The 21683-nt window shown below is 71.4% G+C and carries 19 protein-coding genes; 11 read left to right on the top strand and 8 right to left on the bottom strand.

The genetic code is table 11. From position 1 onward, the window contains the following. Positions 1 to 14 precede the first annotated feature (14 nt). The 5 genes from AC4BGB_RS03785 to AC4BGB_RS03805 all read right to left on the bottom strand — a co-directional run bounded on the left by AC4BGB_RS03785 (position 15) and on the right by AC4BGB_RS03805 (position 5371). Positions 15 to 1622 (bottom strand): ABC transporter permease, encoded by a 1608-nt coding sequence (locus AC4BGB_RS03785; protein ID WP_490544856.1) that lies wholly within the window; start codon positions 1620 to 1622, stop codon positions 15 to 17. 5 nt (positions 1623 to 1627) lie between these two features. Next, entirely contained in the window at positions 1628 to 2530 is a 903-nt protein-coding gene (locus AC4BGB_RS03790) for an ABC transporter ATP-binding protein (RefSeq protein ID WP_490544858.1), read from the bottom strand. A 113-nt stretch (positions 2531 to 2643) separates the two neighbouring features. After that, positions 2644 to 2973: a hypothetical protein gene (locus tag AC4BGB_RS03795; RefSeq protein WP_490544860.1), complete on the bottom strand. Its 330-nt coding sequence runs from the start codon at positions 2971 to 2973 to the stop codon at positions 2644 to 2646. 216 nt (positions 2974 to 3189) lie between these two features. After that, on the bottom strand, positions 3190 to 3921 hold the full coding sequence (locus AC4BGB_RS03800; protein WP_490544862.1) for a hypothetical protein: 732 nt from the start codon (positions 3919 to 3921) through the stop codon (positions 3190 to 3192). Positions 3922 to 4204: 283 nt separating this feature from the next. Then, on the bottom strand, positions 4205 to 5371 hold the full coding sequence (locus AC4BGB_RS03805; protein WP_490544863.1) for an ROK family transcriptional regulator: 1167 nt from the start codon (positions 5369 to 5371) through the stop codon (positions 4205 to 4207). A gap of 97 nt (positions 5372 to 5468) precedes the next feature. On the opposite strand from AC4BGB_RS03805, the gene AC4BGB_RS03810 reads away from it, so the two are divergent. From AC4BGB_RS03810 to AC4BGB_RS03840, 7 genes are all read left to right on the top strand, one after another. Continuing rightward, positions 5469 to 7061 carry a sugar ABC transporter ATP-binding protein gene (locus AC4BGB_RS03810; RefSeq protein ID WP_490544865.1) on the top strand — a complete coding sequence of 531 codons (1593 nt, stop codon included), beginning with the start codon at positions 5469 to 5471 and terminating at the stop codon, positions 7059 to 7061. Beyond that, positions 7058 to 8107 (top strand): ABC transporter permease, encoded by a 1050-nt coding sequence (locus AC4BGB_RS03815; RefSeq protein WP_490544867.1) that lies wholly within the window; start codon positions 7058 to 7060, stop codon positions 8105 to 8107. The genes AC4BGB_RS03810 and AC4BGB_RS03815 overlap by 4 nt, the downstream gene beginning before the upstream one ends. Further along, positions 8104 to 9237 carry an ABC transporter permease gene (locus AC4BGB_RS03820; protein WP_490544869.1) on the top strand — a complete coding sequence of 378 codons (1134 nt, stop codon included), beginning with the start codon at positions 8104 to 8106 and terminating at the stop codon, positions 9235 to 9237. Before AC4BGB_RS03815 ends, AC4BGB_RS03820 begins: the two co-directional genes overlap by 4 nt. A gap of 5 nt (positions 9238 to 9242) precedes the next feature. Next, positions 9243 to 10478, top strand: a complete 1236-nt coding sequence (locus AC4BGB_RS03825) for a substrate-binding domain-containing protein (RefSeq protein ID WP_490544870.1) — start codon at positions 9243 to 9245, stop codon at positions 10476 to 10478. A 124-nt stretch (positions 10479 to 10602) separates the two neighbouring features. Further along, a complete protein-coding gene (locus AC4BGB_RS03830; protein WP_490544872.1) occupies positions 10603 to 11475 on the top strand; it encodes a sugar phosphate isomerase/epimerase family protein in 873 nt (290 codons plus the stop codon). Then, the gene (locus tag AC4BGB_RS03835; RefSeq protein WP_490544874.1) at positions 11472 to 12671 is read left to right on the top strand and encodes a Gfo/Idh/MocA family protein; all 1200 of its coding nucleotides are present in this window, start codon (positions 11472 to 11474) and stop codon (positions 12669 to 12671) included. The genes AC4BGB_RS03830 and AC4BGB_RS03835 overlap by 4 nt, the downstream gene beginning before the upstream one ends. 15 nt (positions 12672 to 12686) lie before the next feature. After that, entirely contained in the window at positions 12687 to 13688 is a 1002-nt protein-coding gene (locus AC4BGB_RS03840; RefSeq protein ID WP_490544876.1) for a sugar phosphate isomerase/epimerase family protein, read from the top strand. Here the strand turns inward: AC4BGB_RS03840 and AC4BGB_RS03845 are convergent. The 3 genes from AC4BGB_RS03845 to AC4BGB_RS03855 all read right to left on the bottom strand — a co-directional run bounded on the left by AC4BGB_RS03845 (position 13685) and on the right by AC4BGB_RS03855 (position 16160). Further along, a complete protein-coding gene (locus AC4BGB_RS03845; RefSeq protein WP_490544877.1) occupies positions 13685 to 14917 on the bottom strand; it encodes an alpha/beta fold hydrolase in 1233 nt (410 codons plus the stop codon). The two genes, AC4BGB_RS03840 and AC4BGB_RS03845, sit on opposite strands and share 4 nt — an antisense overlap. Positions 14918 to 15345: 428 nt before the next feature. Beyond that, positions 15346 to 15726 carry a fluoride efflux transporter CrcB gene (crcB, locus tag AC4BGB_RS03850; RefSeq protein ID WP_490544879.1) on the bottom strand — a complete coding sequence of 127 codons (381 nt, stop codon included), beginning with the start codon at positions 15724 to 15726 and terminating at the stop codon, positions 15346 to 15348. Beyond that, entirely contained in the window at positions 15723 to 16160 is a 438-nt protein-coding gene (locus AC4BGB_RS03855; RefSeq protein WP_490544881.1) for a fluoride efflux transporter FluC, read from the bottom strand. The genes crcB and AC4BGB_RS03855 overlap by 4 nt, the downstream gene beginning before the upstream one ends. 721 nt (positions 16161 to 16881) lie before the next feature. On the opposite strand from AC4BGB_RS03855, the gene AC4BGB_RS03860 reads away from it, so the two are divergent. The 4 genes from AC4BGB_RS03860 to AC4BGB_RS03875 all read left to right on the top strand — a co-directional run bounded on the left by AC4BGB_RS03860 (position 16882) and on the right by AC4BGB_RS03875 (position 21665). After that, positions 16882 to 17499, top strand: coding sequence for an urease accessory protein UreF (locus AC4BGB_RS03860; protein ID WP_490544883.1), 618 nt, complete (start codon positions 16882 to 16884; stop codon positions 17497 to 17499). A gap of 159 nt (positions 17500 to 17658) precedes the next feature. Continuing rightward, positions 17659 to 18675, top strand: coding sequence for an urease accessory protein UreD (locus tag AC4BGB_RS03865; protein ID WP_490544885.1), 1017 nt, complete (start codon positions 17659 to 17661; stop codon positions 18673 to 18675). 90 nt (positions 18676 to 18765) lie between these two features. Beyond that, positions 18766 to 19575, top strand: a complete 810-nt coding sequence (locus AC4BGB_RS03870; protein ID WP_490544887.1) for an ATP-binding cassette domain-containing protein — start codon at positions 18766 to 18768, stop codon at positions 19573 to 19575. Further along, the gene (locus AC4BGB_RS03875) at positions 19572 to 21665 is read left to right on the top strand and encodes a YhgE/Pip domain-containing protein (protein WP_490544889.1); all 2094 of its coding nucleotides are present in this window, start codon (positions 19572 to 19574) and stop codon (positions 21663 to 21665) included. Before AC4BGB_RS03870 ends, AC4BGB_RS03875 begins: the two co-directional genes overlap by 4 nt. Positions 21666 to 21683 lie beyond the last annotated feature (18 nt).

A 21683-nucleotide genomic window follows, 5' to 3' on the forward strand; every position in this document is an offset into this window, starting at 1 on the left:
AAGATGGTGGATGCCTACGCCGTACCGATGTCGCGGCGGCGAAGGGCGCCGAGCCCGAGCAGGGCCAGGGCCGCCGCCAGGCCGAGCTCGACCAGCGCAGGCACCGGTGTGAAGGCGTCGACCGGCAGGCCGGGCAGGTGCGCGAACGGAGAGAGGTCGTCGACCCAGGACGGCAGCCTCAGGGTCTCACCGAGGATGACCTGCACGGCCACGAAGGCGACGACCGCCCAGGCCAGCAGGGACCACCGTGGCGCGAGACCGTGCAGCGCCACGCCCGTCGCGGCGACGAGCAGCACACCGGGCAGGTAGCTCAGCTGCCAGCCCACCTGGGCAAGCGCCTGGCCCCACTCACCCATGCCCAGTCCGTAGCCCACCGCCAGCCCCAGGGCCATCCCCACCGAGAGCAACGAGGAACCAACGGCGGCCACCACCACGGTGGCTCCGCCCCAGGAGAACCGGGTGACCCTGGTCGCCAGCAGCACCTCGGCCCGGCCCGATTCCTCCTCGCCCCGCAGGCGTAGTACCGAGGTCACGGCGAACCCGGTCGAGACCACGGCCATGAACACCATGATGTAGCGCAGGAACGCCTCGATCAGCGTCTGCTCCGCGTCGGCAAGCTGGTCGTGGGCACCGACGACCTGCGCGATGTCGGGGTTCGAGGCGACCATGTCGGGGACGCTGGGGATGACCGAGCCGTAGAGCAGGCCCAGGGCCGTCAGCCCGATCGTCCAGCCGACCAGGAGCCCCCGCTGCAAGCGCAGCGCAAGACCGATGGGCGTGCCGAGCAGCGGTGAGGACCGGGCGCGGCCCGGGCGCGGGTGCAGCACACCGCCGGCGAAGTCCCGATGGGCAGCCACCCACGCGGCCACCCCGAGCAGGAGGAGCATCGCCGCCAGGAGCAGCAGGGCGGGCCACCAGCGCTCGTCACCGAATGCGTCCATCGCCTGCGCCCAGCCGAAGGGCGATGCCCAGACGAGCGCGTTGTCCTGCATCGCTCCCAGGCCTCGGACCAGGTACCCCAGAGCGATGGCCGCGCCGGCGAGGCCGAGCGCGCCCCGCGCCGAGGCCGAGAGCTGGGCGGCAACGAGGGTGACGGCCGCGTAGCAGAGTCCGAGAAGGCTCAGGCCGGCGCCGTACGTCACCGCACCCGTCGCGCCCGTCCCGGCGACCAGCATGGAGCCCGTCGTGACCACCCCGATCGCCACGGTGGCCAGCACCGCGTACAGCAACGCGGCCAGGGTCGCGGCATGGCGGTCCAGCACGGTGGAGCGCAGCAGCTCGGCCCGCCCGGTCTCCTCCTCGGCGCGCGTGTGCCGGACCACCAGGAACATCACCATCAGGCAGGTGCCCAGCTGCGCGACCTGGGAGAGCTCGTTGGCCACGATCCCGCCCAGGGTGTCGACGCCGGACTGGCGCCCGGACATCAGATAGATGACCGGGCTGCTGCCGACCACGCGGGCGTACCCGGCGACCTTCTCCGGAGTGTCGTAGATCGAGGGCACCGCCAGCGCGCTGGCCGCGATCGTACCCCCGAGCCCGACCAACCACAGGGAGAGGACCACCCGGTCCCGGCGCATGATCAGCCGCGCCAGGTGTGCCGTGCCGACCACGGGCGTGCTCACCCTGCTCACATCCGGGTTCCGTCTGGGGCCTCTTCGCCGTACTGGCGCAGGAACAGCTCCTCCAGCGTCGGTGGATGCGCGGTCAGGGACCGTACGCCGAGCGCGACCAGCGCCCCGAGCACGGAGTCGAGGTGCTCGGAGTCGACTTCGAAGGAGACCCGGCCATCGACCTCCCGGACGTCGTGCACCCCCTCGACCTGACGGAGACCAGCTCCGGGGGCGACGGTCTCGGCCACGACCGTGGTGCGGGTCAGGTGACGCAGGTCGGTCAACGACCCGCTCTGCACCACCCGGCCGGCCCTGATGATGCTGACCCGGTCCGCCAGGGCCTCCGCCTCGGCCAGGATGTGCGAGCTCAGCAGCACCGTGGCACCGGCGTCCTTCAGCTCCAGGACGGCCTGCTGGAACTCGGCCTCCATCAGCGGGTCGAGTCCCGAGGTCGGCTCGTCGAGCAGGTACAGCTCCGCACGGCTGGCGAGCGCGGCCACCAGGGCGACCTTCTGGCGGTTGCCCTTGGAGTAGGTGCGGGCTCGCTTGTGCGGATCGAGCTCGAAACGCTCGAGCATCTCGGCACGGCGTGCTTCGTCGAGCCCTCCGCGCATCCGCCCCAGCAGGTCGATCACCTCGCCACCGGTGAGGTTCGGCCACAGGGCCACGTCGCCGGGGACGTAGGCGATCCGCCGGTGAAGCTGCGCGGCCTCGCGCCACGGGTCCCCGCCCAGCAGCGAGACGCTGCCGGCGTCGATCCTCAGCAGGCCGAGGAGCACCCGGATCGCGGTCGACTTCCCCGCGCCGTTCGGACCCAGAAAGCCGTGCACCTCGCCCCGCTCCACGCTCAGGTCGAGGCCGTCGAGCGCCCGTACAGAACCGAAGGTCTTCACGACCCCGCGGAGCTCGATCGGCGGCACGTCGTCATGATGCCACCGGAGGCGTCCCGCCGTACCCCCCAAAAACCCCGCCGACCCGTCACATCTGAAAGGCGAAACCCCGCCGAGACGTCGCGTCTGAAAGAGCAGACTTTTCAGATGCGACGTCTCGGCGGCCTCAGGAGTTTCAGATGCGACGTCTCAGCGAGCACCGGGCCGGGGACCAGTCGCCACTCCCGCACCTCCACCAACCAGCGCAGCTCCCAGTCGCGGAGCACCTCGGACAGGTCCTCGTCGTCGCGCGCGTCCCACCCGGTGCGCAGGTCCTGCCCGCCGGGGCGCAGGTCCCCGGCGGGCAGGCTGCGACCGGCCTCGGCGCGATCGGCCTGGCGCCACTTGGCGAGCTCGGCCCGCCGGCGCCTGGTCCGCAGGCCGTGGCGGAGCAGCTGGAGCAGCGCCAGCACCACCGAGACCGCCAGCGCCACCAGCCAACCGGTGGCCGCCCCGTCACCGCGCTCGACGGCGTCCGCGGCCAGGAGCCCGACGAAGAAGGGCGGTACGACGAGCAGACCGCCGCGGCAGCAGCCGGCGTACGGCCACCAGCTGCCGACTGAGCTCCGTGACCTGACGGTCCCTGCTCAGCCAGCAGCTGGCCGCGAGTCTCCACCGGCTGCTCCGTGTGCCTGCGGTTCATGCAGGGGTCACTTGATCTTGGCCGTGCCCTCCGCCTCGACCCGGCCGTCGTGCAGCAGGTCGCCCTTGGCGTCCACCGGCGTCATCCTCACCTTGAACTCGATCGCCGAGCCCTTCTGGTAGCGGAAGTTCTGCCCCCACGAGATCGACTGGCCCTTGCCGAAGGTGTAGACCGACGGGTCCTTGTAGGAGCCCGGCGCGAACGCGCTGTCGTTGACCTTCTGCTGCTCGAAGAGCGCCTTGTCCACGATGGAGTCCATGCCCTGCATGTAGGGCCAGTCGTCGTAACGCGCCTCGACCGCGACACCGCTGGAGCCGAGGTCGATGGCCTCGCCGTTGTTGGTGGCCACGTAGTTGACGAAGACGATCTCGTCACCCTCGGCGATGATCGGCTTGTTGTTCTTGGGGTCCACGAACTGGCCGGTCTTCGTCGCCTTCGCGGTGCCCACCTGGTAGACCTTCACGGTCACGTCGCCGGCCTTGATGGAGGCGATCTCCTCACCGGGCGTGGTGACCGGGTTGGCCCACTCCGGCTGGTCACCGCCTGCTGCCGGGGCCGCGTCCTCGGTAGGCGTGGGCTCTTCCGTCGGTGCCGTCTCCTCGTTCGAGGAGGACGCCGGCGGGGTGGTGTCCGCTTGCTTCTCCTCCTCCCCGCAGCCGGTCAGGCCGAGCAACGCGAACGAGGCGATGCCGGCCACCGTGGCTCGGGCCGAGACGGAACGGGTACGGGTCTTGCGCATGGATCTCCCTCAGGTAGTCGAAGTTGACGGGGGTCACCTTAGGAGTAATCGGGCATATCGGGGTATGCCCATTTGGTGGGAAAGGTACTTCTTGGCGGGTTCTCAGGTTGGCCCACGAGCGGGCGCCCCGACCCGAGGTACGGCTGCAGTCACTTCCGCCTCGTCCAGCATCGAGAACGCCAAGATCAGCGCCATCGAGATCATCCCCGTCGGCTGACCCTCAGACGAGAAGACACGGTCCCGTCCCCCGCAGGACCGAGTCTCTCCCCAGACGACCCGTCGCTCAGATCGCGGCGAGCTGCCGTACGGCGGACTCGATCTGGGCCGGCGAGAGCACGTGCTCGACCGCCATCGCGACCGCACCGCCGAGCGCGGCGCCTCCGCCCGTGCTGGAGGCGACGATCCGCAGGTGCTCGGTCGCCAGCGGCATCGAGCGCTGGTAGACCACTTCCCGGATCCCCGCCAGCAGGTGCTCCCCCGCGCCGGCCATCCGGCCGCCGATCACCACGACGGCGGGGTTGGTCAGGTTGACCAGGGTCGCGAGGACGTCACCGATGTGCCGCCCCGCCTGGCGGACTACCTGGATGGCTGCGAGGTTCCCGGCCCGGACCTGGTCGACCACGTCCTGCGGCGTCCGCGCCTCGACCCCGGCGAGGTTGAGGGCGGCCACCAGCGCCGGCCCGGCGGCCACTGCCTCGAGGCAGCCGCTGTTGCCGCACCGGCAGGGCACGTCGTCGGCGCCCGGCACGCGGACGTGCCCGAGGTCGCCGGCCGTCCCCTGTGCTCCCCGTTGGAGGGTGCCGCTCGAGATCAGTCCCGACCCGATGCCGGTGGCGACCTTGACGAAGACGAGGTCCTGCACCGACTCGAAGGCGGCGCGGCGCTCCCCCAGCGCCATGATGTTCACGTCGTTGTCGATCAGCACCGGCACCGGGTGGTCGCGCTGGACCCGGCCCGGCACGTCGTACCGGTCCCACCCGGGCATGATCGGCGGGTTGATCGGACGCCCCGTCGCGTGGTGCACCGGACCGGGCAGGCCGATCCCGATCGCCGCGAGCTCACCCGGGGACCGACGCTGCCTCTCGAGCAGGCGGGTGACGCTCGCCGTGGCCCACGACAGCACTGCCTCGGGACCCTCGGCGACCTCCAGCACCGTGGAGACGGTGTCCAGGACCTCACCGGACAGGTCCGCGAGCACGACGGCGACGTGGGTCGCGCCGACGTCGACGCCGGCCACCACCCGCGCCTGCGGGTTCAGCGAGAACAGCGACGGTGGCCGGCCCCCCGTCGATGTGCCGCCCCCCACGGGTGCCACCAGGCCCAGGCGCATCAGCTCCTCGACCCGGGCGGCAACGGTGGACCGGGCGAGTCCGGTCGTCTGGGCCAGCTCGGCCCGCGTCCACGGACGCCCGTCGCGCAGCAGGGCGAAGACATCGGTGGCAGCGTGCACCGGCACATCCAACCATGACCAGACCACTTTGACGCTGGCTTGAGCAACTTTTGATTGGTCCTCGACAAAAGTATGTGACCGATGCCACAGTGACCGCGTGCACGCCGATGCCCCGCTCTCCCCGTCCGCCTCGGGCGGCCCCGCGACGCCGGTGCTGCGTGCGCGCGGGGTGACGAAGGCGTTCTTCGGCAACGTCGTGCTGGCCGACGCCGACCTCGAGCTGGTGCCGGGCCAGGTGCACGGGCTGGTCGGCGAGAACGGCGCGGGCAAGTCCACGCTGATGAAGGTGCTGGCCGGGGTCTACCCGCCCGACTCCGGGACCGTCGAGGTCGACGGGCGGGAGCGCGCGTTCGGGCACCCGCTGCAGGCCCAGCAGGCCGGCATCTCCACGGTGTTCCAGGAGTTCAACCTGCTCCCCGACCGCACCATCGCCGAGAACGTCTACCTCGGCCGCGAGCCGCGGCGCGGGCCGTTCGTGGACAACGCCCGCATGCAGCGCGACACCGCCGACCTGCTCTCCGGCCTCGGAGTGGAGGGCCTCGACCCGGCCGAGCCCGTGCGCACCCTGACGGTCGCCGAGCAGCAGGTCGTGGAGATCGCCAAGGCGATCAGCTACGACGCGCGCGTCCTCTCGATGGACGAGCCGACAGCCGCGCTCGCCGACCACGAGGTGGCCCTGCTCTACAGCATCATTCGCCGCCTCACCCAGCGCGGCGTCGCGATCCTCTACGTCTCCCACCGGCTGCGCGAGGTCTTCGACCTCTGCGACACCATCACGGTGCTCAAGGACGGCCTGGTGGTCGCGTCCCGGCCCGCCGCCGAGCTCGACGAGTCCACGCTGGTGCGGCTGATGGTCGGCCGCACGATCTCGGCGTTCTTCCCCGACCGGCTCCCCGGCACCGAGGTCGGGCAGGTGCGCCTGCGGCTGCGCGGCGCCGGCAACGGGTACGTCGACGGCATCGACCTCGACGTGCGCAGCGGCGAGGTGGTCGCTCTCGCCGGGCTCCAGGGGTCCGGCCGCACCGAGCTCCTCGAGGGCATCTTCGGGGTCCGCCCGTTCTCGCGGGGACAGGTCGAGGTCGAGGGCGAGCAGGTGAGGGTGCGCAGCCCGCGTTCCGCCGTACGCGCCGGGCTCGCGATGGTGACCGAGGACCGCAAGGCGACCGGGCTCGCCCTGAACCAGACGATCGCGACCAACGCCCTCGGGGTGGTCCGGGCCGTCTTCCCCCGGCGCACCGCCCAGGCCCGGGCGGCCGTGCCCGGCCTGCTCTCCTCACTGGAGGTCTCGGCCCGCAGCATGGACCAGGAGGTGCAGTTCCTCTCGGGAGGCAACCAGCAGAAGGTGGTGCTGGCCAGGTGGCTGGGCACCGATCCCCGCGTGGTGCTGCTCGACGAGCCCACGCGCGGCATCGACGTCGGCGCGAAGCGCGCGATCTACGAGGTGGTCCGCGAGCTCGCCGGCCGCGGGCTCGCGGTGCTGATGGTCTCCAGCGAACTGCCCGAGGTGATCGGCCTGGCCGACCGGATCGTGGTGATGCGGGACGGACGCATCGCCGGCGAGCTCCCGGCCGGGTCCGGCGAGGTCGAGATCCTCAGCCTGGCCACCGGCGCCACGTCCAACGATCACTCCCCCGGCCGTGCAACCGACCAGCCATCCGGCTCCCCCGGCTCGCTGGAGGCGGAGTCGTGAGCGCCGCGGCCCCGACCCGGGCCCAGGACCGGACCACCGCGCACGCCTCACGCCCGGGCCGGCGGGTCGGCACGACCGGCCTGGTCTACCTGGCCCTGCTGGGCGTGATCGTCGTGGGCGCGCTGCTGACCGAGACCTCCGGGCGCAGCTTCTTCAGCACCGGCAACATCGTCTCCATCCTCACCCTGACCAGCACCCTGGGGTTCGTGGCCATCGGGCAGACCCTGGTGGTGATCGCCGGCAGCCTGGACCTCTCGGTGCCCTACGTGATCAGCCTGGCCAGCATCGTGGGCGGCGGCGTGATGGCCGGGCAGAGCAGCAACATCGTCACCGGGGTGCTCGCGGCCCTCGGCGTGTGCGCGGCCATCGGGCTGGTCATCGGGCTGATCGTCACCCGTCTCGGCGTGCACGGGTTCATCGCCACCCTCGGGATGGGACTGATCGTCAGCGGCTACCTCGCGACGAACTACCAGGGCAACTACGGTTCGGCCCCGCGCGACTTCCAGACCGTCGGCATCACCTTGTTCGGGCCGGTCCCGCTGAGCACGCTGATCATGCTCGCCTGCGCCGGGCTGGGCGTGCTCCTGCTGACCCGCACCCGGTTCGGCCACCACCTCTATGCCGTGGGCGGCGGCCGCGAGGTCTCCAGGCTCTCGGGCGTGCGCGCGGACGTCCCGGTCGTGCTCGCCCACGTGCTCTGCTCGGTGCTCGCCGGCTTCGCGGGACTGCTGCTGCTCTCGCGCACCAGCGTGGGGAGCCCGACGATCGGCAGCCAGGGCGGCTACGACCTGATGTCGATCGCGGCCGTGGTCCTCGGCGGAACCCTGCTGGCCGGGGGCCGCGGGTCGATCGTCGGGACCATCGGTGGCGTCGCGATCTTCGCGGTGCTCGACAACGTGATGAGCGGGCTCGGGCTCAACTCCTTCCTCCAGGACGTCGTCCGCGGCCTGGTGATCGTCCTGGCGGTCGCGGTCTACGCCCGGCGGGCGATCCCGCGCAGGCCCACCCGGTTCGCGGAGGGCACCCGGCTCGAGGTGGCGCCGTGAGCGCGCAGGGCGCCGTCGCGCCCACCCGCCGGGGCCCGTTGCCGGAGCGGCACGGGTCGCTGCTGCGCCGCTTCCTCGGCGGGGTGCTCACCCCCGGCGGCGCGGTGTTCGTCCTCGCCCTGGGCCTGCTGCTCGCCGTGGTCGCGTCGAACCCGAGCTTCGGTGAGCCCGACCGGCTGGTGCGGTTCCTGGCCCGCTCCGCACCGATCGCCATCGTCGCCATGGGCCAGTACTTCGTGATCGTCTCGGGCGAGTTCGACCTCTCCACCGGAGCCGTGATCACCACCCAGGTGGTGATGTCGGGGAACCTGATCGGCGACGACCCCGGGCGGATCCTGCCGGTCACGCTGGCGATGCTGGCCGTGGGCGCGCTCGTCGGGCTGGTCAACGGGATGGCGACGACCCTGCTCGGCGTCCCGAGCTTCATCGTCACGCTCGGGACGATGCTCAGCCTGTCCGGGCTGGTCTTCTACCTCACCGGCGGCGCCGCCACCGGCAACCCCACGGACAGCTTCCGCGACATCGGCCGTGGCGGGATCGAGGGCGTCCCGGTCGTCGGCCTGCTCCCCTACCCGCTGCTGATCCTCCTCGCGATCGCCGCGTTCTCGGTCTGGCTGATGGGCCGCCCGTTCGGCCGCACCCTGCTCGCCACCGGCGACAACCCCGCGGCCGCGGCGAGCAGCGGCACCACCGTGTGGTGGGTCAAGACGCAGGCGTTCATGCTGTCGTCGATGTCGGCCACCGTCGCCGGCATCATCCTGGTGGGCCAGGCCGGCGTACACCCCTCGGTGGGCCGTGGCTACGAGTTCATCGCCATCACCGCGGTGGTCCTCGGCGGCGTCGTCCTCGGCGGCGGCCGGGGGTGGGTGCTCTCCGCGGCCGCGGGTGCGATCGCACTCGACCTGCTGTTCACGCTGCTGAACTTCAACGACGTCCCCAGCACGTGGCGCGACTCCGTGCAGGGCGTGATCATCATCGTCGCCGTCGCCCTGGCCGGTCGTGCCTGGACCTCCGGCAACCGGCTCCCCCGGATCCTGCGCCGTCCCGAGGCCGATCCCGAGCCCGCCCCCACAGCTGTTACGGCCCGTCCATCTCAACCACCCGCCCGCCCGGGCACGAAACAGGAGTAACTGACATGTCCATACGCACCTACCTGTCGCCACTGGCAGCGGCGGCCGTCGCCTGCCTGGCCCTCACGGCCTGCGGGTCGACCGACGAGTCCGCCAAGGTCGACTCGGACGGCTCGGGCGCCACGGGGACCGACCAGAAGAAGGGCGAGTCCGGAGCCGACTCCAAGTGGTTCGACCAGGCCGTCTACGACGAGCAGGACCAGCAGCGCAGCGCCACCTTCGAGGGTGATCCCGAGAAGCCCTACCTGCAGTACATCGACGGGGAGATGCGCGACACCTCGAAGTTCAAGTCCACCGGCGCCAAGAAGGCCTGCTTCGCGAACGCCTCGATCAGCAACCCGTGGCGCCAGACCGGCTGGATCACGATGAACCAGCAGCTGAAGGTGCTGGTGGACCAGAAGGTGCTCTCCGGTATGGAGACCCGCGACGCCGAGGACGACGACAACAAGCAGATCGCCGACATCGACTACTTCATCAAGGAGGGCAAGTGCGACGTCTTCATCATCTCCCCCAACTCGACGGCGGCGATGACCCCCGCCGTTGAGCGTGCCTGCAAGACGGGCAAGCCGGTGATCGTCTTCGACCGCGGTGTGGAGACAGACTGCGCCACCACGTTCATCCACCCCATCGGCGGGTTCGCGTGGGGCATCGACACCGCGAACTTCCTCGCCGACAACCTCGACAAGGGCGACCGGGTCGTCGCGCTGCGGATCCTGCCGGGCGTCGACGTCCTCGAGAACCGCTGGGCCGCCGCCGACAAGATCTTCGAGGAGAAGGGGATCGAGGCGGTCGACTACTTCACCGGCGCGGACCCCGCGGAGATCAAGAAGCTGATCTCCGACGAGCTGGCCAAGGGTGACGTCAAGGGCGTCTGGATGGACGCCGGTGACGGCGCGTCCGCGGCGATCGAGGCCTTCGAGGACGCCGGCGTCGACCTGCCGGTGATGACCGGCGAGGACGAGATGAGCTTCCTGCGCAAGTGGAAGGACGCCGGCCTCACCGGCCTGGCTCCGGTCTACTCGAACTTCCAGTGGCGTACGCCGCTCCTCGCCGCGCAGAAGATCTTCGCCGGCGAGGAGGTCCCGGTCGAGTGGGTGCTCCCGCAGAAGCCGATCACCGAGGACGAGCGCGACACCTACCTCAGCGAGAACGACGGCATGCCCGACGGCCACTACGCCAAGTTCGGCGGCGAGGACCTGCCCGGCTACCCCGAGGTGTGGCAGAAGCGCGTCATGCCCTAGGGCCACCGCGTGGGGCCGGCCGGTCGGAAGGGAGCCGGCCGGCCCCGCGCAGGCAACCGTTCCTCCAGTGACTTCTCACAGTCACCGGGTCCGACCCGACAACCGCTTCGAGAGGAGGTGTCGCATGCGAGCCCTCGGCGTCAACACCTGGGTGTGGACCTCCCCGCTCACCGACGCGAACGCCCCAGGCCTGATCGAGCACGTGGCCGAGCTCGGCTTCGACGCCGTCGAGCTGCCCCTCGAGCAGGCCGGCGACCTCACCGCCGCCGCCCTGCGTCCGGCGCTGGCGGCGACCGGCCTGGTGCCCTGCGTGGTGGGGGCGATGGCCCCCGGCCGCAACCTGGTCAGTGCCCCGCCCGCTGAGGTCCGGGCCACCCAGGACTACCTGCGTTCCTGCATCGACCTGGCCCACGACATCGGAGCGGCCGCGGTGTGCGGCCCGTTCTACGCGGCGACCGGGCGGGTGTGGCGTCTCGACGACCCGCAGCGCCGCACGGCGGGGGCCGAGCTGCGGGAGAACCTCGCTCCCGTGGTGGAGCACGCCCGCGCGGCCGGCGTACGCATCGGGATCGAGCCGCTGAACCGCTACGAGACCTCGCTGGTCAACACCGTCGCCCAGGGACTCGACCTGCTCGGCGACCTCCTCCAGCCGCACCTCGGCCTGGCGCTGGACAGCTACCACCTCAACATCGAGGAGCGGAACAGCGCCGACGCCGTACGCCTCGCCGGGGAGCACCTCGTGCACGTCCAGGTGTGCGGCAACGACCGTGGTGCCCCGGGGGGCGACCAGACCGACTGGGTCGCGCTGGTCAAGGCGCTCGACGAGGTGGCGTACGACGGCCCGCTGGTGATCGAGAGCTTCACCGCGGACAACGCCTCGATCGCCACCGCGGCCTCGATCTGGCGACCCCTCGCCGCGACCCAGGACGACCTCGCGGTCGACGGGTTGCGCCACCTGCGCAGCCTGTCCGCTGCCGTGAACCGGGAGACCCGATGACCTCCTCCGTTGTGCCGAAGGACCGCACCGCGACTGGTGCCCTGGGGGTCGCCGTCGTGGGCCACTCCTTCATGGGCAAGGCCCACTCCAACGCCTGGCGCAACGTGCACGCGTTCAACCCGGGCCTTCCGGTCGTGGTCCCCCGGGTCCTGGTCGGACGCGACCCGGAACGCGTCTCGGCCGCCGCCGAGCACTTCGGCTGGGCGGAGTCCTCCACCGACTGGCGTTCGGTGCTGGAGCGTGAGGACGTCGACGTCGTCGACATCTGCACCCCCGGTCACCTGCACGCCGAGATCGCGCTGGCGGCCCTGGCCGCGGGCAAGCACGTGCTGGTCGAGAAGCCACTGGCCAACAGCGTCGCCGAGGCCGAGGAGATGGCCGCCGCCGCGCAGGCGGCCGCATCGCGAGGCGTGGTCTCGATGGTCGGCTTCAACTACCGCAGGGTGCCCGCGCTCGCGCTCGCGCGGCGGCTCATCGCACAGGGCCGCATCGGGGAGGTCCGGCAGGCCCGCGTCAGCTATCTCCAGGACTGGCTCGCGGACGCCGAGGCGCCGATGAGCTGGCGGCTGCGCCGCGAGACCGCCGGCTCCGGTGTGATCGGCGACCTCGCCTCGCACGCGGTCGACCAGCTCGGCCACCTCCTCGGGCAGCAGATCACCTCGGTGAGCGGCCACGTCGCCACCTTCGTCCCCGAGCGTCCCGGCGACTCCGGTCCGGAGCAGGTGACGGTCGAGGACGCCGCCTGGGCGACGCTGCGCACCGACGGCGGCGTGGTCGCCTCGCTCGAGGTCTCCCGGATGGCAACCGGGCGCAAGAACGCACTGCGGCTCGAGCTGTTCGGCACGCAGGGGTCCCTGTCCTTCGACCTCCAGCGACTCAACGAGCTCCAGGTGTACGACGCAGCGGACCGGGCCGGCACCACCGTGACCGCCGGGGACGCCACCGTTCTCGTGACCGAGCCCGAGCACCCCTACCTCGGGGCGTGGTGGCCGCCGGGCCACGTGCTCGGCTGGGACCACACGTTCACCAACCAGGCCGCCGACTTCCTCTCCGCGATCGCCACCGGCACCCAGCCGCGGCCCTCCTTCGCTGACGGCCTGGCGGTGCAGCGGGTGCTCGCCGCCATCGAGGAGAGCGCAGCCGAGCAGGGCCGGACCGTCCCCGTGCCACACTCCCCCGACCACGAGCCCGCCTGACCCGAGGAGGTCACCATGTCCCGCTCGTTCACACTCTTCACCGGCCAGTGGGCCGACCTGCCGTTGGAGGAGGTCGCCGGGCTCGCCGCCGGCTGGGGGTACGACGGCCTGGAGATCGCTGTCTCCGGGGAGCACCTGGACGCCTGGCGCTGGGAGGACGACGACTACATCGAGGAACGGCTGGGGATCCTGGAGCGCCACGGGCTCAAGCTGTGGGCGATCTCGAACCACCTCAAGGGGCAGGCGGTCTGCGACGACCCGATCGACGAGCGCCACCGCGACCTGGTCGGCTCCCGGGTGTGGGGCGACGGCGACCCCGAGGGGGTGCGGCAGCGGGCCGCCGAGGAGCTGCAGCACACCGCCAGGCTGGCGAGGCGGCTCGGCGTGGACACGGTGGTCGGCTTCACCGGCTCCTCGATCTGGCCCTACGTCGCGATGTTCCCGCCGGTCTCCGCAGACCGGATCGAGGCGGGCTACCAGGACTTCGCCGACCGCTGGAACCCGATCCTCGACGTCTTCGACGAGTGCGGCGTCCGCTTCGCCCACGAGGTGCACCCCTCCGAGATCGCCTACGACTACTGGTCGACGGTCCGGGCGCTGGAGGCGATCGACCACCGCCCGGCCTTCGGGCTGAACTGGGACCCCAGCCACATGGTCTGGCAGGGCCTGGACCCGGTCGCGTTCATCACCGACTTCGCCGACCGGATCTACCACGTGGACTGCAAGGACACCCGGATGCGGATGGGCGGCGGGCGCAACGGCATCCTCTCCTCGCACCTGCCCTGGGGCGATCCCCACCGGGGCTGGGACTTCGTCTCCACCGGTCGCGGTGACGTGCCGTGGGAGGACTGCTTCCGCGCGCTGGCCTCGATCGGCTACGCCGGGCCGATCTCGGTGGAGTGGGAGGACGCCGGGATGGACCGGCTGCACGGCGCCCCGGCCGCGCTCGCCTACCTCAAGGAGCTGGACTTCCCGCCCGCCACGGCCTCCTTCGACGCGGCGTTCAAGCAGGACTAGAGGCGTCCGCGGGTGAGCCCGATCAGCCGGTCGAGCACCTGCCCGCCACCGCTGCGCAGCCCGTTGTGGAGGTACTCGTCGGTGACCCACCGGCGCATCCCGGGCAGCAGGGCGGCCGTCTCCAGCGACAGCTCCAGGTCCACGAACGGGTCGTCGACGTAGATCGACGCGGCGCAGGGAACCTCGACCGAGCCGAGCACCTTGGCGTCGTACAGCCGCGGCCAGGGGTGGTCGGCGATCGTGGCCGCGACCTCCCGGTAGGGGCGCAGGTCGGCGCAGTCCTCGAAGTGCCACCTGAAGACGTGCTCCCCGGTGAGCAGCAGCGAGCCCTCGCCGAAGTTCTCCGGCTGCATCCGCTCGGCCGACCACGCCGTGACGCGGCCGTCGGCGTAGGAGGACTCGTGGATCACCGCGTAGAGCGGGTTGCGCCCGTTGAACGGCACCATCGACGCCAGGTCGTGGGCGAACGCCGGGGACCGCGGGTCGCGCTCGAGCAGGTAGTGCACCGCCTCCGCGCCCCCGTCCATCCCGAGCTGGTTGCCGATCGTCCGCACCAGCCGCGCGGTGACCGGCTCCCCGTCGCGACCCGGCACCTCCCCCGCATCACAGAGATCGAGCAGGCGGGCCAGTCGGTCCCGGTCCGCGGGGAACTGCCGGTGGTAGCGCGCGTTCAGCTCGCGCATCGTCCGGTACGTCGCCGCGTAGACCTCGTCCACGGACCGGCCCACCGGCGGCAGCCCGCCGGTGAAGAACACCTCGCGCAGGCTCTGCGACGCAACGGTGAGGTAGTGCAGCGAGCAGAACCCGCCGAAGGACTGCCCGAGCAGGCTCCACCGCTCCACCCCGAGGTGCTCGCGGAAGCACTCCGCGTCCTGCACGATCGAGTCCGCCCGGAAGTGGGTCAGCCGCTCCGCGTCGTCCGGCCCGACCCCCGGTCCGCCGTACGGCGTCGAGCGCCCGGTGCCGCGCTGGTCGAGCATCAGCACCCGGAAGTCGCGCAGCGCACGCTCCAGCCACGCCGGGGAGCTGCCCTTCCCGCCGGGCCGGGGTGCCTCCTGCCCGGGACCGCCCTGCAGGAACAGCAGGAACGGCCGGTCCGCACCATCGGGGGCCGCGACCTCGCGGGCGAACACCTCGATCTGCTCGCCGTCCGGGCGGGCGTGGTCGAGCGGCAGCGAGAGCACATGGTCGGTCAGCACGAGCCCGGGGATCGAGAAGGTGGAGGCCATCCTCCGAGGCTATCGGCCGATCGACGAGAACCTCACGCTCACCGAGTTGGCAACCCTGCTGGACCGGCCGCTCGCCCTCGAGCCCGGGGAACCGGACGGGGTCGGCGCGGTCGCCGTGCTCGGCGAGCCAGGAGGTACGACGGTCCGCCGCGGCGACCCGGTCCCGGACCTCGAGCTGACCGACGCGGACGGTGAGCCCGTGAAGCTGGGCTCCCCCGGTCGCCGTACCCTCCTCGTCGCGTGGTCGACCTGGTGCGGGTGCCGCTACGAGCTGCCCGCCTGGAAGCAGCTCGGCGACGACCTCGCGCCGCTCGGCCTCGACCTGGTGACCGTCGCGTGGCAGCAGCGGGCGTGCTCGCCGCCGGGCACTGGCGGACGAGTTGGGACCGCAGCGCCGAACCACTGGTGGGAAGCACCGAGCGGAGACCTCAGAGCTCGGACGCGTAGTGGTAGCCGAGGAACGCCAGGGCGACGCCCAGCACCAGGACCCCGACGCCGTAGAGCGTCGCGAGGCCGTATCGATTCTGGCGGATGAGGTGGACGGTCTCGTAGCTGGCCGCGCTGAAGGTCGTGTAACCGCCCAGGAATCCGGTCCCGAGCACGACGCTCACCTCGGTGGAGGCGATCCTGCTCCCGACCAAGCCGGTGAGGAAGCCCATCACTGGCGAGCCGGTGAGATTGATGATCGCGGTCGACCAGGGAAAGGACGACGCCGAGGTCCTGGCCTTGAGCATCCCGTCAAGGACGTAGCGCACGCTGGCGCCGGCCCCACCGGCCAGCACCAGCGCGACGAAGAGCGCGGGCATCATCCGCGGGTCTCCGCGGTCGCGCGAGCCGCAGCCTGCCTGGCGGCGAGGGCAATTCCCGCGATCGTGGCCAGGACGCCGAACAACAGCGTCCCGAGGGCGTATGCCGCACCGACGCCGAAGCGGGAGTCAGAGAGGAGCACGGCGGTGTCTGTCGCCAGCGAGCTGTAGGTGGTGAGGCCACCGCAGAAGCCCGCGCCGACGAGCGCCCTCATGCGGGAGGTCGTGGCAGGAGCCAGGTCATCGCGGGTGAGCGCCTCGAAGAGATAGCCCAGCACGAAGGCGCCGACCAAGTTCATCACCGGGACGACGACCGGGATCCCGTCGGCGTTCGGGATCGCCAGCCTCAGTCCCTCGCGGGCCGCGGCTCCGACGACGCCGCCTGCGAAGACGAGACCGATGGCGGCCGCCTGCAGGTACGTGGGGCGGGCGCTCACGGAGGCAGGCTAGCCCGGCTCTCTCTCCAGGTCGATCCCGTTGCGGGCAGCGGCGCCCGTACCCGCGGATTCACCCTCAGAACAGTGGCGAACGCCTTGGTGCGGCTGCTGCTCTAGACCGCGCAGCGCTCGGATTGGAGCGTCCTTGTCGATCGGAACCGCCCGCGTAGCCTGATTTAGACGACACAGTTTTGCTTCTCGGGGGCCGATCCTTCATCAGGAGGTCTGCAAGACATGCAACTGACACCACCACGTGAGATCGACAAGAAACTCGTCTCCTGCCACGACGTCGCGGCAGCCTGACCGATGTTCACGCCGAGTCCAGTTGCCCTGCGTCACGACTCCCGGCACGCACACAACCACGTCGACCCGCCCAGACCTGAGCTAGAACGGTCGGCCGTCGAGCAGCGCACGTCTCCTGGTGCCACGGAGGAGCACCAGGCCTGAACGGCGAGCGCCCCGAGCGGGCGCGTCGTCCACTGCCGGCCGGCCCGGCGGATCGCCCAGTGCCGGGCGAACGCACACCCGCGTCCACCCGCGCACACGCACGCACCGATGAAGGGCAGAACACATGTTGGGGACTCCCGAGCACCACCGTGACGACGCGGAGATGGAGATCAACGCCGGTCGAGGGAGGGGCACCCCAACCACGACCCCGGTACTTGAGTTGCTCGCGAGCCTCCAACTCTCCGACTCCGCCTTCCCCAGGGGCTCCTACAGGATGTCGCACGGGATCGAGGGGTTCAGCCAGACGCACGCCGTGGACCAAGGCCGTGTCGAGGAGCTGCTGTGCGGACTGCTCCTGCACTCAGTGGGTCCAGGCGACGCCACCGCGCTCGCCCGGGCTCATCAGTCCGTCCTGAGCGGCGACTGGACCAACGTGCGCCTCGCCGACCAGATGCTGTTCGCCACGAAGCTGAACGCCGAGCTGCGTGGTGCGTCCGTCCGCAGCGGTCACCAGCTCACCGAGTTCGCACTCTCGACATTCGGTGGGCCGGAGCTCAAGGAGTGGCAGCGCGCGATCACGAGCAAGGAGACGCCGGGCTGCCAGCCGGTCGCGACGGCGGTGGCGTACGCGGCGTCGGGAGTGAGTACCGAGCACGCCGTCGCCGCGGATCTGTTCGCGTTCGCCACGAGCTTCCTCGGTGCGGCACTGCGACTGGGGTTGACCGAACACCGGCACGTGCAGGTGGTGCTGCACGCCGTGGCTCCGGTCATTGCCCAAGCGACCACCGAAGCAGTCGGCCGCAACCTCGCAGACATGGGCGGGTTCGCCCCCATGGCCGACGTCATGTCCGCCGACCACGAGCGCGCACCGGCACGGCTCTTCCCAAGCTGAGAAACCACCACGCCGGTGTCGGAACCCAACGAAAGACAAGGTGGACCAATGAGCGAGAAACGTGTTGCGGATCGGCATCAGGGGCCCCATGAGCTCCCGCGAGAGCGTGTTGACCTAGGCACTGGTGCCACGCTGGCTGGCCGCGGGCCGGGGGTCGTGATGAGGACCGACCGGTTCCCGGAGACCGACCAGTCGCCCGAGCTTCCGGCGCAGGCCCCCGAGGACGTGTCCCCGAACGACGGCCATCGTCTCGTCTCGACGCACTACGAGCCGGACCGGATTCCCCTCCAGGTCGCGCGGTACGTCGGTGGCACGGCCGCGCTTCCCGCCGGCAACCCGGGAAAGGTCGGACTGCTCGAGCTGGAGTTCGGCCGGACTCCGCACGGGACCGAGCTTGTCGAGCACCACCAGAAGGCCCCCTTGCAGATCATGCAGCCTCTCTACTACGACCCGGCGCGACCTGACATGCCCTACACCTACCTGATGTTGAAAGGAGCCGGCATGATGCAGGGCGACCGGCTGCGCACCGACATCGCCTTCGGCGCGGGTTCGTCGGGAAGTATCACGACCTCGGCGTGCACGAACGTACTCGGGATGGAGCGAGACCTGGCCGTCTCCCAGACGAACATTGCCCTCGGAGCGGACGCCTACGTGGAGTACCTGCCTGAACCCGTGGTGCTCTTCGCCGACGCGCGTCTCTACCAGCGCACGTGCCTGACCTTGCCTCCGTCGGCTACTGCGATCATCGCCGAGACGCTGGTCGCCGGGCGACTGGCCCGGGACGAGCGCCATCAGTACACGGTCCTTGCCTCCGACATCGAGGTGAGCCGACCGGACGGCTCCGTGGTAGCGATCGACCGGATGCGCCTGAGCCCGGCCGACGGGAGTCACAGTGCCCTCGCCGTCCTCGACGAGCACGACGTAATCTCCAGGATGTTCGTGCTGACCACGACCACCTCGGTCCGCGAGGTCAGCGACCTGCTCCATGAAGTGCTGACACCTTGTGCCGAGACCGGAGTGGTGTTCGGACTCAGCGCCCTACCGGCTGACTCCGGCGTGTGGGTGAGACTCCTCGGCGACGACACCCGGTCCGTGACGGACGCGGTGACGGCGGCCTGGCAGTCACTGAGACTTCTGCTGACCGGCAACGAGGCGCCCCTCGTCCGGAAGAGCTGATCGGACTCAGCATGAGGACACCCGGAGTGCACCCTCGACCTCATGCCCTGCGGCGCCCACCCGCTCCCACGCCAGCCAAGACGTGACGCAGTGCCGCTCGTACTCGACGACGTGCGGGTCATCGGCCGACGGGGGCCACTTCTCGAGCTCGAGCACCTCGACCTCGACGCCGGCGAGTGCGTCCTCATGGCCGGCGAACCCGGCCACGGTCACTCGGCGCTGGCGCTGACGGCGACCGGACGGCTCCGCCCCGAGTCCGGACGGATCAGGCTGGTCGCCGACGACGGGAGCGAGCGCCAGGTGATGGCGGAGCTGCGCCGGGTCTCCGCCGTGGTGGACCTGCCCGAGGTGTCCGCACCCGACGACGCGATGCCGGTCGGCACGGTCACCGCCGAGGACCTCGCACTGGCCCGCAAGGGGGCGACCCCTGCCGCGGTCACCCGGTGGCTGGAGCGGCACGCCCTGGGCCAGGTCCGGGATCACCGGGTGGACGCACTCACCGGCGCGGTCCGCACCAGCCTGCTCACCGCCCTGGCGGTGGAGCGCCGGGGCGTGCGCTTCCTCGTGCTCTCCCTTCCCGATCGTCACGGCGGGGAACCGTACGGGTGGTGGGGCATCGCCCAGTCCTACGCCGCACTGGGTTACGGCGTGCTGGTCCAGTGCGGCCGGTCCTCGGCCCGGGACCTCGGCGCCGACATCGCCCCGGCCCGTGAGGGTACGGCGGCGCGATACACCCCGGAGGAGGCACTGCGCGTGCGTCCCTCGATCGACGTCTCCAGCCTCGGCGGCCAGGTGTCACCTCCGCAGGACGAGTCCGAGGAGACCCGCCGACTGGACCTGCTGGGCTCCGCCGACCAGCGACAACCACCCCCATCGCAGGAGAGCAGGGAAGATCGATGATCGCGATCCGTCTGGCCGTCACCGAGCTCCGGCGGATCACCGCCGGGACGCTGCCCAAGCTGGCGATCCTCGCCATGGTCGTGATCCCGACGCTGTACGCCGGCCTCTACGTGTTCGCCAACGAGGATCCCTACGGATCGCTCGACCGGGTCCCGGCCGCGCTGGTGATGCAGGACCGGGGCGCCACGCTGGTCGACCCCGTCACCCGGACCTCCAAGGAGGTGCACTACGGCCAGCAGGTGGCCGACCGCCTCCTCGACGGCAACGGTGGGTTCGGCTGGCAGGAGACCTCGCAGCAGGAGGCCGAGTCGGGGGTGCGCACGGGCCGCTACGACGCGGTGCTCGTCATCGGCCCCCAGTTCTCCGAGGACCTCACCTCCGTTGCGCGCTACCAGCCCCACCAGGCGAGCCTGGAGCTGATCACCAACGACGCCAACAACTACCTCGCCACCACCCTGGCCAAGACGGCCGCCGAGGACGTGCGCAACGCGATCGCGCGTCAGGTCGGCACCACGTCGGCGGACACCTTCCTGCGTGGGCTCGACGTGGTCCACACCGATCTGCAACGAGGGGCGAGAGGCGCGCAGCAGCTGGTCGCAGGAAGTGTCCGGCTCACTCGGGCGACCGACGAGCTCGTGGGCGGGACCGCCAGCCTGGCCAGCGGCGCCGGTGAGACGGCGAGCGGCGCGAGCGGCCTCGCGGCGGGGGCCGACCGGCTCTCCGGCGCGAGCTACGAGCTCAGCAACGGCACCGCGACCCTGGCCGACGGGCTCGACACCCTGCAGCGGCGTACCGCCGTGCTGCCCTCCGACACCCGACGGCTGGCCAACGGAGCAGCACAGGTGGCCGCGGGCAACGCCCGCGTCGCCGCGATCGGGAGACAGTCCGCCGCCGCCGTGCGCGCCGTGGTGGGCCAGCTCGACGGCTCGATCGCCGAGCTGATCTCCGGGCTGCAGCTCCTGGTCCGGCAGGGCGCCCTCACCCAGGCCCAGGCGGCCGAGCTGTCCCGGCTCTTCGAGGACACCCGCGCCAGCGCGGCAAACGCGGTGGGGACCGCGGACAGCGCGGCGAGCGAGCTCGGCGCGCTGAGCACGGGCTCGCAGCAGGTCGCCAGCGGCGCGGACCGGTTGGCCGACGCTGCGCCGGCCCTCGCGCGGGGCGTCGCCATCGCTGCGTCGGGTGGCTCCCGGGTCGCGTCCGGCAGCTCACAGCTGGCGAACGGGGCCAGCACCCTGGCCGGCGACAGCGCCCGGCTCGCCTCCGGCACGGCACAGGTCTCCGAGGGCGCGCGTCGCCTCGCCGGGTCGAGCATCGCCCTGCGCGACGGCAGCCGCCGGCTGCAGGCCGGCATGACTCAGCTCGGCAACGGGCTCCGCGCGGGCGCGCAGAAGGTGCCTGACCTCTCCGCGTCGACCCAGCGCGCCACGGCGCGCACGATCGCCGACCCCGTCGGGGTCCGCGACGACACCCTCGCCCGCGCCGGTTCCTACGGTGCCGGGCTCGCGCCCTTCTTCATGTCGCTGGCCACGTGGATCGGCGCCTACATGCTGTTCCTGCTGGTGCGCCCGCTCTCGAGGCGCGCCCTCGCGGCGAACGGCCCCTCGGGCAGGACGGCGCTGGGGGGCCTGCTCCCCCCGGTGGTCGTCGGCATCCTCCAGGTCGCGGTCATGTTCGCGATCGTCGGGTTCGCGCTCAGGATCGACCCGGTCGACAAGCTGTTGACCGCGCTGCTCCTGCTGGTGGCCTCGGCGACGTTCGTGGCGATCCTGCAGGCGCTCAACGCCTGGCTCGGCACGGTCGGGGAGTTCCTGGGCCTGGTCCTGATGCTGGTCCAGCTGGTCACCGCAGGGGGCACCTTCCCGTGGGAGACGATCCCCGAACCGCTGCGATCGCTGCACTGGGCCCTGCCGATGAGCTATGCGGTCAACGGGCTGCGCCAGACCCTGTACGGCGGGCAGGCCCTGACCGTCGCACGGGACCTGGGAGTGCTGTTCGGCGTGTTCCTGCTCGCCCTGCTGGCGACCGCCGTCGCCGCCCGCCGCCAGCGGGTGTGGACGCCGAACCGCCTCCAGCCGGAGCTGGTGCTGTGACCGGCGCGGCGCCGCGCT

The sequence above is a fragment of the Nocardioides sp. Z30_9 genome (assembly GCF_058215735.1).